We start from the raw sequence: 15,313 nt of genomic DNA, 5'->3' as shown, positions 1-15,313 counted from the left end.
GCAGGGTCGGGCCGGTCCGGACGGCAGAGCCTCCCCCGAGACGAGGCTCTGGTCTCATCACGGCGACTGAGTCCGCAACCCCCCAAGCGGAAGCTCAGTCACTCTTAAAGACGTCCGGATGCCCCTCGAAGGTTGCGACCCCAAGGTAAAGGAATAACAAAACGGTAACGAGTGCCCGGAATCCCTTGTGGCCAGGGCGTTCTCGTGGGTCAGCCGAGCGTCAGGAACCGGTTGGCGAGCTGGGCGGCGGACGCCTTGCCCTCGACGGCGATCGCGAAGGCGAACTCGCCACGGGACCCCACGAACCACGACACCGTCTTCTGCCGACCTTCGTCGGTGTAGTCGACGGCGGCGGAGACGCCGTACACCGTCGCACCGGTCTGGGTCCTGGCGGCCTTCGCGGTGCCCTGGAAGACCGACCGCTGAGTCAGCTTCCGCAGATCCTGGAACCCCTCGGGCTCGAGCGGCTGGGGCTGGAGCGTCTGCGGAACCAGGGGGTCGGTCAGCAGCCTCGGCGGGCGCCAGGTACCCGAGTCGGCGGCCCCCGCCACCAGGGCCATGGCGAGCGGGCTGACCCGCACCCCACCCTGGCCCAGCATGATTCCGGCCTTCTCCGCGTCGTTCGCCGGGCGCGGAACCGAACCGGAGAAGGCCGGTACCGGAAGCCCCCACTGCTTGCCGAGGCCGAAGCGGTCCACCTCGCGCATCAGCGTGTCGATGTCGACGGTGGTGCTCAGGCCGGCCAGCGTCGTCGCGCAGGAGTAGGCGAAGTTCATCTGGAAGGTCGACTTGCCCCTGGCCGGGCCCGGATTGGTGATCTTCTGGCCGCCCACGGTGGTGCTCGCCGGGCAGTCCGTCCGCTTGTTCGCGCCCATCCCCTTGAGCAGCAGCGCCTCGGCCGACACGATCCCGAAGGCCAGGCCCGGCGGATAGCTGCCCTCCATCGCCAGGTTGCGCGAGCCGGTCCCGTGGTTGGCCACCGCCAGGATCTCGCCGGTGGCCTTGTGCACGGCCACCAGTGAGGCCGGCACGCTCAGGTGCTGCAGCGCGAGCTCGGCCCGGGTCTGCAGCTTGCGGTTCAGGGTCGTACGGACGCGGCCGCTGGGCTGGCCGCTCCACTCCCGCAGCACCTCCTGCTTGCCCTGCGCGCCCTCGATCACGACCTTGATCGCGGGAATGCCGGCGAGCCGGCGCTGGTAGAGCATCTGGAGCCCGGTGACGCCGATGGTGTCGCCGGGCTGGTACGGCGCGCCGACCTCCTGCAACCGTTGCGCGGTCGCGGGTCCGAGCCGGCCCACCAGTTCACCGGACAGTGCCGGAGCGATCGGCGCGTCGATCGGGTGGAAGGTAAGGCCGTCGATCTGCCTCAGCTTCATGCTGAGCCCCGCGTTCTCGGGCTGCTGCAGGGTCACGAGCGGCAGGAACTCATTGGGCGGCGCGGAGCGCACCCGGCCGATCAGCCGCTCGGAGTCGAGCTTGGTATCGCGCGCCAGCCGAGTGATCGTCTGCGCCACGTTCTGCAGCGTTCCGGGATAGACGCCCACGATGTCGGCACGCACGGTGCGCAGCAGGGATCTGCCGTTGGCGTCCAGGACCGCTCCCCGGATCGGCGACTCGCTCACGATCGCGAGCCGTTCGCCCTGGTCCAGGTTGGGGTGGACGATGGAAGGGCTCCAAATGATCTTCCAGTCGCCGTCGATCCGCCGCAGGTTCATCCGGCCCAGGTACTGCCAGGGCTCCCCGTTCTCGCCGAGGTCCACCTTGACCTCGAAGCGGGCGTTGGCCTCGTTGCCCTGCTTGCGGATCTGGCCCATGCGCAGCCTCAGCGACGCGGCGTCGAGCTGGCCGCGGATCTGGGCGAGGGCCGATTCGACCACGGCCGGGTTCCCCGTCGTGTGCTTGGCCGCCGCCTGGTAGTTGCCGACCTGCCATGCGATCAGGAAGTCCCGTACGGTCGGCAGCACCGACGGCTCGGCGAAGCAGGCCGAGGTGCCCGTGGCCACGAGCAGCGCCGATACACCCGCCGCGATCACCCGGCGGACCCGCGAACGTGTCCCTCGCATCCCCCGCGTCCCTCGCACGCCTATGCTCCGGCGCGCCGGGAGGCGGGCCGCGACCGGTGGCGCACCGCCCGCTCCATATCTCGTTTGGCCTCGCGCTTCGCGATGTCCTGGCGTTTGTCGTGCGTGCGCTTGCCGCGGCCGAGCCCGATCTCGACCTTGGCCTTGCCGTCCTTGAAGTAGAGGGACAGCGGGATGAGCGTGAGCCCCTGCTCCTGCGTCATGCCGACGAGACGGCTGATCTCCCGCCGGTGGAGCAGCAGCTTGCGCGGGCGGCGCGGTTCGTGGTTGGTCCACGTGCCCTGTGTGTACTCGGGAATGTGGACGCCCATGAGCCACACCTCGCCGTCGCGCACCACGGCGTAACCGTCGACGAGCGAGGCGCGGCCCGCCCGCAGCGACTTCACCTCGGTGCCCTGGAGCACCATGCCGGCTTCCCAGGTGTCGTCGATGTGGTAGTCGTAGCGGGCGCGCTTGTTCTGGGCGACAAGCTTGCGTCCAGTCTCACGTGGCACGTAATCAGCCTCGGCCCCTTGTAGGCATCACAGTCATCCGCAACGTGGCGAGCAGGCCGCACGGCACGCGGCTGCTGAGCCCGAGCATGCCAAGATTGTACGCGGATCAGATCTTCAGGTACCTGCGCAGAGTCAGGAACGAGGCCAGCGCGCACAACAGGACACCGACGCAGACCGAGAAGATGATGATGCCGACCACCGAACCCCAGCTCAGCTGACTCGCGAACTGCAACGAGCCCTGCAATCGATCGATGAGGAAGATCTTGCTCCCCACCAGCAGGATCGCCGCGAACATACCGCCGACCAGGCCGGCGATGGCGCCCTCGAGGATGAACGGCAGCTGGATGTACATGTTCGACGAGCCGACGAGCCGCATGATCCCGGTCTCGCGCCGCCGGTTGAACGCCGACAGCCGGATCGTGTTGCCCACGATCAGCACCGCCGCGATGACCTGGATGCCGGCGATCAGCAGGGCGGCCCACTTCAGGCCGTTGAGGATCCGGAAGAACTTCTTCAGGATCTCCTGCTCGTTGACCACCTGGTCGACGCCCGGACGGCCGAGCATGGCGTTGGAGACCGCCTTGTACTCCTCCGGGTTCTTCAGCCGGACCCGGTAGGAGTCGGGGATGTCACCGGCCTTGGTGCTCTGCACCATGCCGGGCGTGCTGGAGAACTGGTCCTTGAAACGGGCGAACGCCGCTTCCTTGCTCTCGTACTCGACCTTGGAGACCTGCGGCAGCTTCTCCAGATCGGCCTTGATCGAGTTTTTCTGCTCAGCGGTCGCGTCGGCCTTGCTGCAGCTGGTGTTGGAGCTGGTCTTGGAGCACAGGAAGATCGAGACCTCGATCTTGTCGTACCAGTAGCTCGTGGAGTTGGAGACCTGCTTGTTGATCAGCAGGCCGGTGCCGAACAGCGCCATCGCGATCGCGACGGTGATGACGAGAGAGATCGACATCGTGAGGTTTCGGCGGAGACCGATCCAGATCTCCTGGAGAACGAACTGTACCCGCATGTTGTTGGCTGTCCTCGCTGGTCGTTGGCCGGGGGTCTTGGCCGGGCTGGGCCGAGTCGGGCCAAATCAGTGGGCCTGGCTCAGTAGGCCTGGCCGTAAACCCCGCGCGACTGGTCGCGGACCACGCGGCCGTCCTCGAGCTCGACGACCCGTTTACGGAAGGCGTCGACGATCGCGGCATCGTGCGTGGCCATCACGACGGTTGTGCCGGTCCGGTTGATCCGGTCAAGCACCTTCATGATGCCGATCGAGGTGGCCGGGTCGATGTTCCCGGTCGGCTCGTCGGCGAGCAGGATCATCGGGCGGTTGACGAACGCCCGGGCGATGGCGACGCGCTGCTGTTCGCCGCCGGAGAGTTCATCGGGCATCCGGTGGGCCTTGCCCTCCAGCCCGACCAGGTCGATGACCTCGGGCACGACCTTGCCGATGAAGCGCCGGGGCTTTCCGATGACCTCGAGCGCGAACGCGACGTTCTCGAAGACGTTCTTGTTGGGGAGCAGCCGGAAGTCCTGGAAGACGCAGCCGATCCTGCGGCGGAGGTGTGGCACCTTCCAGTTGTTCAACCGGCTCAGGTCCTTGCCGGCCACGTGGACATGACCTTGCGAGGGCCTTTCCTCCTTGAGGACCAGCCGTAGGAAGGTCGACTTGCCCGACCCCGAGGGACCCACCAGGAACACGAACTCGCCCTTCTCAACGGCGACGTTCACATGCTGGAGGGCCGGTCGGTTCTGGCTCGGGTAAACCTTGGTGACGTTGTCGAAGTGGATCACGAGTGCATCACGGCGTGCCAGTCTAGGGTCTGTTGGACGACGGTGTCCTCATTTGGGACAAATGCCGCCGCGGGCCTCCGGTTTGGCGGTCCGGTTGGCCATGTCGCAGTCTAGAGGGGACACTGACATGGATAGTCCAACTTGGACTTAACCGGTCCCTCGATCGGGGATCCACGAGGAGGGCGCGGAATGAGCTGCGAACACTTGATCTGTGCTCGATGCTCCAGCCCGGTCGTCGAAGGACGCTGCCCCACCTGCCGGGTCGCCCGTGCGGAGATCCACCACCACCACGGCCCCGCGGTGCCGCCGAGTGTGATCCTCATCGCCCTCGTACTGGCGTTCGCCCTGGCCTTCGCCCTCGCGCTACAGCACCTCTCCTAGCCGGTCCTCGGCCGGCCGCGGGCCGGCGCAGGCGCCGACGGCGTCGGCGCGAGCCGGGGACGGCCGCTCACGAGGTGCCGCTCTCCTGCTGGCGCATCCAGCGGATCTCGGCCTCGATGAACTCGTCGATGTCACCGTCGAGCACGGCGGAAGGGTTGCCCGCCTCGACCCCGGTGCGCAGGTCCTTGACGATCTGGTACGGGTGCAGCACGTAGTTGCGGATCTGCGTGCCCCAGCTGCTCGTGCCCTCACCGCGCAACTCGGCCATCTTGTCGGCCTCCTCCTGCCGCTTGCGCTCGAGGAGCTTGGCCTGCAGGACGCCCATCGCCGAGGCGCGGTTCTGCAGCTGGCTGCGTTCGTTCTGGCAGGACACGACGATGCCGCTCGGCAGGTGGGTGATGCGCACCGCCGAGTCGGTGGTGTTGACGCCCTGGCCGCCGGGACCGCTGGAGCGGTAGACGTCGATCCGCAGCTCGCTCTCGTCGATGTCGATGTGGTCGCTCTGCTCCACGACCGGCACCACGTCGAGACCGGCGAAGGACGTCTGCCGCCGCCCCTGGTTGTCGAACGGCGAGATGCGCACGAGCCGGTGGGTGCCGTGTTCTCCGCGCAACGTGCCGTAGGCGTAGGGCGCCCGCACCACGAAGGTGGTCGACTTGATGCCGGCCTCCTCCGCGTAGGAGGTGTCGTAGATCTCGGTGGCGTAGCCGTGCCGCTCCGCCCAGCGGAGGTACATCCGCTGCAGCTGCTGGGCCCAGTCGGCCGCATCGACCCCACCCGCCTGGGCGTTGATCGTGACGAGGGCCTCGCGCGCGTCGTACTCCCCGGCCATCAGCGTGCGGACCTCGAGCAGCTGGATGTCCTTGCGCAGGGCGCCGAGCTCGCTCTCGGCCTCGCCGAGCACCTCGCCGTCGTCCTCCTCCCTGGCCAGCTCGAAGAGCACGCCGAGATCGTCGAGGCGGTTGCGCAACCCCTCGACCCGGCTGAACTCGCTCTCGAGGTAGGACAGCCGGCGGGTCACCTGCTGCGCGTGGTCCTGGTCGCTCCACAGCTCGGGATCGGCGGACTCCTCACGCAGCTTCGCGATGCCTCGCCGCATGCCGTCCAGGTCGAGCACCGCCTCGATGCCGGTGAGCGTCGAGTTGAGGTCCTTGAGCTGTTCTTGAGCATCGATGGCTGCCACAGGTCGAGTTTATCGGCGGAAGAGCACCGGTGAGCGACGGCACCGTCTCCATCCACCGGCGGGGGGTGGCAGAATCACGGATCAGCGAACGTAGATCATGACAAGCCCGGGGGCCTCGGACGGTGAAGCAGAGGACGGTGCGACGGCATACGCTCCGAACGATCGGACTGACGACGGCGGCCGCGCTGGCGCTCACCGCCGTCATGGGGTGCTCGGAAGAGCGCGAACGGCCCACGGCGCCGGCGGCCTTCGCCTCCAGCCCCGCGCCCGAGCGGCTGACCCCCGAGGTCGCCAGGCAGGCGTTCCGCGCGTACGCCATCAATGAGGACGTGGCGCGCGCGAGCGGCGACGAGCGGCTCGCGTTGTCGTGGGCCGGCGACGGTCAGTCGCAGCTGATCGCCGCGGCCTTCCGCAAGGCGGCCTTCACGGGCGAGCCCGTACCCCGCTATGACTACGGCACCCCCCGCCTCTACGTGCCGAGGCTGTCGAACTATCCGCACTGGTTCGTCGCGGTCGCCGACCGGACGACCAGGAGCGGGGACGGCGCAGGCGGCGACGCCGGAGCGGGGAACCGTGACGGCCGGAACGGCTCCCCCACCGCGGGCCGGGCGACCGCCTCGAAGCCGGGGTCCAAGCGCACCGCCCTCATGGCGTTCCACCGCGCGTCCCCGTCCGCCCGCTGGCGGCTCAGCCTCACGACGGTGCTGAACGGGAAGACCAAGGTCCCGCACGTCGCGGTCGACGGCGAGGGCTACGCGACGCCACTGGCGACCTTCGACGCCGGGCTGTTGATCCAGCCCCGCAGCGTCCCCGGCATCCAGGCCACGCTCGCGGCGGAGGGCGCCGGATCGGTCGCCGCGGGGGTGATGCGGACCGGCCCCTACACCTCCGGTTTCTACGCGCAGACGCGCAGGTCCAAGCAGCAGGGCTCGGAGGCCGGGCTCGCCTACGACACCGTCTTCACCGCGACCGGCTTCCCGATCTTTCCGCTGCGCACGACCGACGGCGGCGGCCTCGTGCTGTACGCGCTGAGCCAGAACACCGTGACGTTCCTCAAGAACAGGCAGAGCCACCTGTCCATCCCCCGCGACGCCGCCCACCTGCTGGACACGCTCGTGCTGAAGGACGAGCTCAACGTCACCCAGACGCTGCAGTTCGCCGCCACCGTTCCCGCTCAGGCTCCGGCGCGCACGCCGACCCAGACGCCGACCACGGAGGCCGGGCGGAAGTCGGCCCCCAAGGCCGAGGTCATCGCGCACGACGGCGCCGTCACCAAGGCGTTCACCCGGAAATCCGGGTAATCGCAATCTCCGCATTCACAGAGTGACGGTCCGATCACTCTGCGATGATGCTCCCCGGAATGCTCGTCTTCCCCCGGGGGGTCTCATGCGTCATCGCCAGGCCGTTCTCGCGGCCCTAACCGTTCCCCTGTCCCTGATCGTCGCCCTGACCTCGTGCAGCGGCTCGGGCGTCGGGCCCGGCGACCCGTCACCGGCGCCGCCGCTCACCTTGAGCGAGGCACGCGAGGTGCTCAACAAGTACGAGAGCACCAACAACCAGGCCAACAAGGCCCTGGACGACAAGCTGCTGGCGTCCGCCGAGACCGGCGCGCAACTGGACATGGACACGGCCGCGTACAAGCTGCGCCGCGCGACCAAGCAGAGCTTCACCCAGTTCAACTACGCCAAGCCGGCGTTCTTCATCCCCAGGCTGAACAGCCATCCCCGCTGGTTCGCCGTCGGCGCCGCCTCTCGTGAGGCCCGGACCGGTTCGCGCAAGGGAACCGGCAGGCAGCGTGCGCTCGAGCACCAGCACGCACTGCTGTTCGTCCAGGACAAGGCCGGTGCGGCCTGGCGGCTCGCCGCCGATCCGTACCCCACCGGCGGCCCGATCGGCGGAGTGGCCGTGGACAAGGACGGCTACGCGACCTCCGTGTCCGCCGGCGACCAGCAACTCGCCCTCGCCCCGTCGAAGATCGCCGCCGCACACGCGGCGCTGCTCACGAGCGGGCCCAAATCCCCGGCCGCGGCCGGGATCGGCGCGGGGCCGCACACCACCCAGGCCTACGAGGCGCTCAAGAAGGCCACCTCTCAGTTCTCCCGAGTGGGCGTGGGCCTGACCTCGCTGTTCGCACCGAGCACCGCACCGGTCTACGCACTCCGCACCACCGACGGCGGCGCTCTCGTCTGGTACGTCCTGCAGCAGAACGAGCGCTACACCGCGAAGAAGCCCGGGGCGATCTCCGTCACCGGTGATCTCGTCGGGCTCGCTCCACCCGGCAAGGTCAACGGACGGCTCGACACCACCGTGCTCGTGCAGTACCTGTCCAAGGTCCCGCCCAAGGACAAGGGCGCGGTGCAGGTCACCGGCACCTACCGCAAGGCCGTGCAGGCGGCAGCCTCCTGAACCCCGTTGGGCGCCGGCGTGCTCAGCGCCTCCTTGACCGCTGTGTGCTAAGCACACCGGCGCCCGACGGTGCTCGACTCAGGGCCGTTTCACTCGGGAGTGAACGTTCACTTGGACCCTTCACTTGGGGAGTGAACCGGCGGTGACCAACGTGCGGGTGGCGCCGAGGGCGACCGACAGGGTGGCCAGGTCGAAGCTGTCGCTCTCCCAGATCTCGCTCAACATCTGGCCGGCCCGCTCGACCGCCGCCGCGTTCTTGGCGGTCCACGTGGCCAGCCGCTCCTCGGGTCCCGCGCCGGGTCGGCTCGTGGCGAGGACGTCGCGGGTCAGCGCGGCGTGCGCCGTGTAGAGGTCGTCACGCAGCGCCGACCGCGCCATCGACTTCCACCGATCCGGCCGCGGCAGCGCGATGATCCGCTCCCTCAGCCGGGCCAGTTGCAGCCGCTCGGCCAGGTCGAAGTAGACCTCGGCGGTCTCCTCCACCGACCGTCCGGTGGCATGTGCGATCTCGACGAGATCGAAGGTGGAGTAGGCCGGGACCATCATCGCCACCTGCTCGGCCAGTTCGTCGGGGACGCCCTGCTCGGCGAAGCCGTCCCGGCGCTCTTCGAAGGCGGACAGGTCCCGTCCGACCAGCAGCTTGGGCAGGCTGGGCGCGAGCGCCACGGCGCCCTCGGCGAAGAACTCGATGGTCTGCCGGATGTCGACGGGCGGCCGCCGGTTGCGCAGCAGCCAGCGCGCTCCCCGCTCGGTGAGCTTGCGCGCCTCGAGCCGCATGGACAGCTGGGTCGACACGTCGACCTGCTGCGACAACTCCTCGATCGAGTGCCAGAACCGCGGCATGTCGAACACCTCGCGGGCCACCAGATAGGCCCGGGTGATGTCCTGCGGGGACGCACCGGTCTCCTCGTTCAACCGGAACATGAACGTCACACCGCTGTTGTTGATCAGCTCGTTCACGACCCGGGTGGCGATGATCTCGCGACGCAGCGGGTGCCGGTCCATGTAGCTCCGGAAGCGCTCGCGCAACGGCGACGGGAAGTAGTCGACCAGCCACGACGCCAGGTAGGGATCGTCGGGCAGGTCCGAGTTGATCAGGTCGTGGTCGAGGGTCAGCTTGGCGTAGGCGAGCAGCGTCGCGAACTCCGGCCCGAACAGGCCGGGCCCCGTACCCGCCGCACCCATCGTCGAGTCGCCCGAATGCCGGCGCTCGGCGAGCACCTTGTCGTCGGGCAGGAACTCCAGCCGCCGGTCCAGATCGCCGTCGCGCTCCAGCTTGCGCAGGTAGCGCACGTGAACGTGCATCATATTCGCGGCCTGCTTGCGGGCGGCGGCGAGCACGACGTTCTGCCCGTAGTTGTCGTCCAGCACCAGATCGGCGACCTCGTCGGTCATGTCGTACATCAGTTTGTTGCGCTGCTTGCCGGTCAGTTCGCCGTCGCGCACGACCTGATCCAGCAGGATCTTGATGTTCACCTCGTGGTCGGAGGTGTCGACGCCGGCGGAGTTGTCGATGAAGTCGGTGTTGACGAGCCCTCCGCCCCGGGCGAACTCGATCCTGCCGAGCTGGGTCAGCCCCAGGTTGCCGCCCTCACCGATCACCCGGCAGCGCAGATCGACGGCATCGACCCGGACCGGGTCGTTGGCCTTGTCCCCGACGTCGGCGTTGTTCTCCGACGTCGCCTTGACGTACGTGCCGATGCCGCCGTTCCACAGCAGATCGACGGGGGCGCACAGGGCCGCGCGGATCAGCTCGTACGGCGTCATCGCGGTGACGTCGCTCCCGATGCCGAGCGCCTCGCGGATCTGCGGGGTCAGTTTGATCGACTTGGCCGTCCGCGGGAACACCCCACCCCCGGCGGAGATCAGCGACGTGTCGTAGTCGGCCCATGAGCTGCGCGGCAGCTCGAACAGCCGCTTGCGCTCCTCGAACGACGCCGCGGGGTCGGGGTCGGGGTCGATGAAGACGTGCCGGTGGTCGAAGGCCGCGACGAGCTTGATGTGCCGCGACAGCAGCATCCCGTTGCCGAACACGTCACCGGACATGTCGCCGACGCCGACGACGGTGAAGTCCTGGGTGCGGACGTCCAGGCCGAGGAACCGGAAGTGGTACTTCACCGACTCCCAGGCGCCGCGCGCGGTGATGCCCATCGCCTTGTGGTCGTAACCGACCGATCCGCCGGAGGCGAACGCGTCGCCGAGCCAGTGTCCGTACGCCGCCGCCACCTCGTTGGCGACGTCGGAGAACGTCGCCGTCCCCTTGTCGGCGGCGACGACGAGGTAGGTGTCGTCGCCGTCATGCCGGACGACCTCGGGAGCCGGCGCCACCTCGCCGTCGACCAGGTTGTCGGTGATGTCCAGCAGCCCGCTGATGAACTGCTTGTAGCAGGCGATGCCCTCGGCCAGGAAGGCGCCTCGCTCGCCGGCGTCGGGCAGTTGCTTGCAGACGAAGCCGCCCTTGGCGCCGGCGGGCACGATGACGGTGTTCTTCACCGCCTGCGCCTTGACCAGTCCGAGGATCTCGGTCCGGAAGTCCTCCAGCCGGTCCGACCAGCGCAGGCCGCCTCGGGCGACCGAGCCGAACCGCAGATGCACTCCCTCGATCCGCGGCGAGTAGACGAAGATCTCGAACTTCGGCCGTGGCGCCGGCAGGTCCGGGATCCCCCGCGGGTCGAACTTCAGCGACAGGTACGGCTTGTACCGGCCGCTTCCGACCCGCGCGGACGCCGTCTCGCCCTCCGCCTCAGCGCCGTTGCCGCGGGCGTTCTCTCCGGTGCCGGCGGCCGTCCCGCCGCCCGGCCGCTGAAAGAAGTTGGTACGGAGCGTCGCCTGGATCAGCGCCAGGTAGGCCCGCAGGATGCGGTCCTGGTCGAGGCTCGCGACCTCATCGACGGCGGCCACGATCTCGGTGGCGATCTCTGCGCTGCGCTGCTCCTCCCCCTCGGTGCGGGACGGGTCGAGGCGCGACTCGAACAGCCGCACCAGCAGCCGGGTGATCGGCGCGTTGGCGCGCAGGACCTGCTCGATGTAGCTCTGGCTGAAGGTGATGCCCACCTGCCGCAGGTACTTGGCGTACGCCCGCAGGACCATCGCCTGCCGCCAGTTCAGCTCGGCGTGCAGCACCAGCGCGTTGAACCCGTCGCTTTCGATGTCACCTCGCCACAGCGCGGTGAAGGCCTCCTGGAACAACCGCTTGACCTCGGCCTCGTCGACGCCGGCCGACGGCGCGTAGCGAAGCCCGAGGTCATAGATCCACATCCCGGGCCGGTCAGTTCTGGCGATCTTGTACGGCCGCTCGTCGACGACCTCCACGCCCATGTTCTGCAGCAGTGGCAGAACATGGGAGAGCGAGATCGGCGGCCCGAGCCGATAGATCTTGAGCCGGCGCTCGCCCGGCGCGGCGTTGTATGCCTCGTACAGGTTGATGGAGGTGTCGCCGTCGTCGGTGAGCCGGTCGAGCCGCTTGAGGTCCGCCACCGCCGTACGCGCGGGGAAATCGGCTTTGTAACCCTCTGAGAAGGCGTCGCCGAAGCTGCGGAACAGCGCTGCGGACCGCTCCTCTCCGGTCTGCTCGACCAGCGCGTCGACGAGGTCGTCGGCCCACGACCGGATGGCGGTGGTGAGCTCGGCCTCGAGGTCGTCGGTGTCGACGTCGGGCAGCGGCTTGCCGCGTTCGCCCCGTACGACGACATGCAGGCGGGCCAGCACGGACTCGGAGACCATCGCGCTGTAGTCGACCGTCACGCCGCTGAAGGCCCGGCGCAGGATCCGCTGGATGCGCAGCCTGATCTGCGTGGTGTAGCGGTCCCTGGGCAGGTAGACGAGGCAGGACATGTACCGGCCGTAGTCGTCCTTGCGCAGGAAGAGCTTCAGCTTCCGGCGCTCGCGCAACCGGAGTACGCCGAGTGCGATCGGCACCAGTTCGTCGACCGACGTCTGGAACAGCTCGTCGCGCGGGTATGCCTCGAGGATCTCGATGAGGTCCTGGCCGTCGTAGCTGTCCGGGGTGAACCCCGCCCGCACCAGCACCTCGTCGAGCTTGCGCTTGAGCATCGGGATGTGCGAGATCGACTCGCTGTAGGCCACGTGGGTGAACAGGCCGAGGAACCTGCGTTCGCCGATGACCTCGCCCTCGGGGCTGAACTTCTTCACCCCGACGTAGTCGAGATAGCTCGGCCGGTGCACGGTCGCCCGGGAGTTGGCCTTGGTGAGGATGAGGATCCTCGTCTCACGCGCCTTCGCCCGCACCTCGGGCGGCAGCGCGGCGAAGCTCTTGGACTCCAGTTTGTCCGAGCGCAGGAGGCCGAGCCCGGTACCGGTGACCGGGCGCAGGACCGTCCCGTCATCGGTGAGGTTGTAGTCGCGGTAGCCGAGGAAGATGAAATGATCATCAGCCAGCCAGTCGAGCAGCTCGATGCTCTCGGCGATCTCCGTGCCCGGCAGCGGCGGGGCGTGCTGGGAGATCTCCATGGCGATGGCGCCGGCGAGGGACCGCATCTTCGGCTCGTCCTCGACCGCGACACGCACGTCCATCAGTACCCGATCGAGATCCTTCTCCAGCCGGTCGAGCACCGCGCGGTCGCTGGTGCGGTCGATCTCAATGTGGATCCAGGCCTCGTCGAGGTCCTGCGCGTCGTCCATCGCGCCGCGAAAACCCCTGAGGTGGCCGGCCACGTCGCGGTCCACACCGAACTGCGGGTGCACGATGAGATGCGTCGACAGCTCGTGCCGGCTCAGCTCCATCGTCACCGAGTCGATCAAGAACGGCATGTCGTCGGTGACGATCTGCAGGATCGAGTGGCCCGGATCCCAGCCGTGCTCCTCGATCGACGGGGTGAAGATCCGCACCTTGGCGCGGCCCTGGGGCCGCTCCTCCCCCAGCTGCCGGTGGGCCATCGCGGGGCCGCACACGTCCGCTGGGTCTCGGCCGAGCAGGTCCTCCGGGGCTACATGCCGATAGTAGAGTCGCAGGTAGTCAAAGGTGTCGTGGGCCCAGTCGGGTCTGGCACCGGGACTCTGGGCACAGGTCTCAGCCGCCCGCCGGAGTAGATCGTCCTTGGCCTCGTCGAGCTTCCCGCCCATGTCCCGCTCCCCATCGAGTGACCCCGCCACGCCGTTGTGGCACTTCGCTCAATGCGTCAGCGTAGTGGGGAATGCCGCTTTGTCCGAGCGCCGCCCCGACTCTTGATCATCAGCCTGTGATCAGCGGTGTCTCGACCCGATCATCCGGTTGCGGACTCGACCGTGCACTCCCCGGACCCGCAGGATGCGCCGGCCTTGTCGTCGGCGCCGCCCCAGCCGTCCGTATCGTCGGCCGGGGGCGGATCCGTCCAGGTGGGGGTGGGCGTCGGTGTCCACGTGGGCGAGTGGGTCGGCGTGACGGTGTGCGTCGGCGTCGGGTGCGACTCGTTCGTCGGCCTGGTCGGCACGGGGGCGATGCGCGTCGGGCTGGCCGAGGCCGGCCGCGGCGAGCCCGCACCGGTGTCGGTGGGCACGCTGTTCTGGTTGAGGGACGGAATGCCCGCCTGCGTACCCGGGCTCGACGTGGCGGAGGTGTTCCCCCCGTCCCGGCCCTTCCCGGAGTCCGCGGAGGCGACCAGCACCAGGCACACGGCCGCTGCCGCCGCTGCCAGGCCGCCGGCGCAGACCAGCGCGGCGCGCCGTCGGAGCCCGCCCCCGTGCCGTCCGCCGGTGCCGTACGCCTGATGCGTCTGCTCCTGGTACGCCTGAGCCTGATGAGTCTGAGCGTGATCTGTCTGGTCTGGGAAGGCCCGTGCCCACTGAGCGGCCGCATCGTCATGAGCGGCCGCGCTACCGGCACCGGCCGCGCTTCCAGGGCCGCCAGAGCCACCGAAACCGGCCGCGCCACCGAGACCGGCCGCCGCCGCATGACCGGCGACCGCCTCATGACCGGCCATCGGCCGGGTCCGGCCGATGGGCGCCGCGCCCGCACCCTGGGCCATCGGGGTGGTCGCTGCCGGGCCGAGCCCGGGGGTGAAGGGCATCCGGGGGGCGGCGAGGGTCGCCGCCTGAGCCAGCACGTCCGCACCCACCTCGCCGGAGGTCGCGTCCGCAGCCGCCGGCACCGCGTCCTCTTCGGCCAGCAGCCGCAGCAGGATCTGACGGGCCGACGGGCGTCGCTCCGGGTCCTTGGCCAGGCAGTCGTTCACCAGCGCGCGGACCGGGTCGGACAGGTCGCCGAGATCGGGTTCGTCGGACAGGATCCGGTTCACCACGAGCGGGATGGCGTCCGCGCCGAACGGCGGGCGACCGGTGCCGGTGAACACCATGGTGGCGGCCCAGGCGAAGACGTCGACGGCCGGCGTGATCGAGTCGCCCTGCAACTGCTCGGGGGCCATGTACGCCGGGGTGCCGATGATCTGGCTCGAGACCGTCGAGGTGCCGCTGAGCGCCTTGGCGATGCCGAAGTCGATGACGCGGGGGCCGTCGGGGGCCGCCAGCACGTTCGCCGGCTTGAGGTCGCGATGCACGATCCCGGCCTGGTGGATGGCGACCAGTGCCGTCGCAGTGCCGATCGCCAGCCGCTCCAACGCGGCGCCCGAGACCGGCCCCTGCTCTCTGACCAGGCGGAGCAGTGAGGGCCCCTGGACGTACTCGCTGACGATGTACGGACGGTCGCCCGCCACGTCGGCGTCCACCACCTGGGCCGCACAGAAGCGGGCCACCTGCCGAGCCGCCATCGCCTCACGGACGAACCGGCCCCGGGCGTCGGTGTCCTCGGCGAGGTCGGCGCGCAGAAGTTTGATCGCGACCAGGTCCCCGGAGGGCCCCCGGCCGAGGAAGACCGCGCCCTGACCGCCGGCGCCGAGCCGGCCGATCAGTTCGTAGGCGCCCAGCGTTCGCGGGTCGCCCGGCTGCAGGGGGTCGGCTGTCGTGTCGGCGGTCGCTCCCATGGCGAACCGTTCCTTTCAAAATCTCCGTGGCCGCGGTCGGAATGACCGTTCGGTCCCGTACGCAGTGAGATG

The 15,313-nt window shown here is 69.1% G+C and carries 10 protein-coding genes; 3 read left to right on the top strand and 7 right to left on the bottom strand.

Annotation, left to right across the window (positions count from 1 at the left end; translation table 11 throughout):
• Positions 1-209: 209 nt before the first annotated feature.
• From HKK72_RS02680 to ftsE, 4 genes are all read right to left on the bottom strand, one after another.
• A complete protein-coding gene (locus HKK72_RS02680) occupies positions 210-2,063 on the bottom strand; it encodes a penicillin-binding transpeptidase domain-containing protein (protein WP_187232583.1) in 1,854 nt (617 codons plus the stop codon).
• A gap of 20 nt (positions 2,064-2,083) precedes the next feature.
• A complete protein-coding gene (gene smpB, locus HKK72_RS02675; RefSeq protein ID WP_187232582.1) occupies positions 2,084-2,575 on the bottom strand; it encodes an SsrA-binding protein SmpB in 492 nt (163 codons plus the stop codon).
• Between the two features lie 106 nt (positions 2,576-2,681).
• Positions 2,682-3,587: a permease-like cell division protein FtsX gene (gene ftsX, locus HKK72_RS02670; protein ID WP_187232581.1), complete on the bottom strand. Its 906-nt coding sequence runs from the start codon at positions 3,585-3,587 to the stop codon at positions 2,682-2,684.
• A gap of 80 nt (positions 3,588-3,667) precedes the next feature.
• Positions 3,668-4,357: a cell division ATP-binding protein FtsE gene (gene ftsE, locus HKK72_RS02665; protein ID WP_187232580.1), complete on the bottom strand. Its 690-nt coding sequence runs from the start codon at positions 4,355-4,357 to the stop codon at positions 3,668-3,670.
• Positions 4,358-4,546: 189 nt separating this feature from the next.
• Between ftsE and HKK72_RS02660 the strand changes: the two genes are divergently transcribed.
• A complete protein-coding gene (locus HKK72_RS02660) occupies positions 4,547-4,738 on the top strand; it encodes a hypothetical protein (protein ID WP_187232579.1) in 192 nt (63 codons plus the stop codon).
• A gap of 67 nt (positions 4,739-4,805) precedes the next feature.
• Here HKK72_RS02660 and prfB read toward each other — a convergent pair whose 3' ends face one another.
• On the bottom strand, positions 4,806-5,921 hold the full coding sequence (prfB, locus tag HKK72_RS02655; protein WP_187232578.1) for a peptide chain release factor 2: 1,116 nt from the start codon (positions 5,919-5,921) through the stop codon (positions 4,806-4,808).
• 137 nt (positions 5,922-6,058) lie between these two features.
• On the opposite strand from prfB, the gene HKK72_RS02650 reads away from it, so the two are divergent.
• Positions 6,059-7,222 carry a hypothetical protein gene (locus tag HKK72_RS02650; RefSeq protein WP_315987038.1) on the top strand — a complete coding sequence of 388 codons (1,164 nt, stop codon included), beginning with the start codon at positions 6,059-6,061 and terminating at the stop codon, positions 7,220-7,222.
• 85 nt (positions 7,223-7,307) lie between these two features.
• Positions 7,308-8,327, top strand: a complete 1,020-nt coding sequence (locus HKK72_RS02645; RefSeq protein ID WP_187232577.1) for a hypothetical protein — start codon at positions 7,308-7,310, stop codon at positions 8,325-8,327.
• A 120-nt stretch (positions 8,328-8,447) separates the two neighbouring features.
• Here HKK72_RS02645 and HKK72_RS02640 read toward each other — a convergent pair whose 3' ends face one another.
• Both HKK72_RS02640 and HKK72_RS39660 read right to left on the bottom strand, forming a co-directional pair.
• Positions 8,448-13,409 carry an NAD-glutamate dehydrogenase gene (locus tag HKK72_RS02640; RefSeq protein WP_187232576.1) on the bottom strand — a complete coding sequence of 1,654 codons (4,962 nt, stop codon included), beginning with the start codon at positions 13,407-13,409 and terminating at the stop codon, positions 8,448-8,450.
• Between the two features lie 140 nt (positions 13,410-13,549).
• Positions 13,550-15,241, bottom strand: a complete 1,692-nt coding sequence (locus tag HKK72_RS39660) for a serine/threonine-protein kinase (RefSeq protein ID WP_222720243.1) — start codon at positions 15,239-15,241, stop codon at positions 13,550-13,552.
• Positions 15,242-15,313: the final 72 nt, after the last annotated feature.

It is taken from the genome of Actinomadura sp. HBU206391 (genome assembly GCF_014323665.1).
Classification (GTDB): Bacteria; Actinomycetota; Actinomycetes; order Streptosporangiales; family Streptosporangiaceae; genus Actinomadura_C.
Note: the sequence above shows the minus strand (reverse complement) of the source record. Positions and strands in the feature narration are given on the sequence as shown.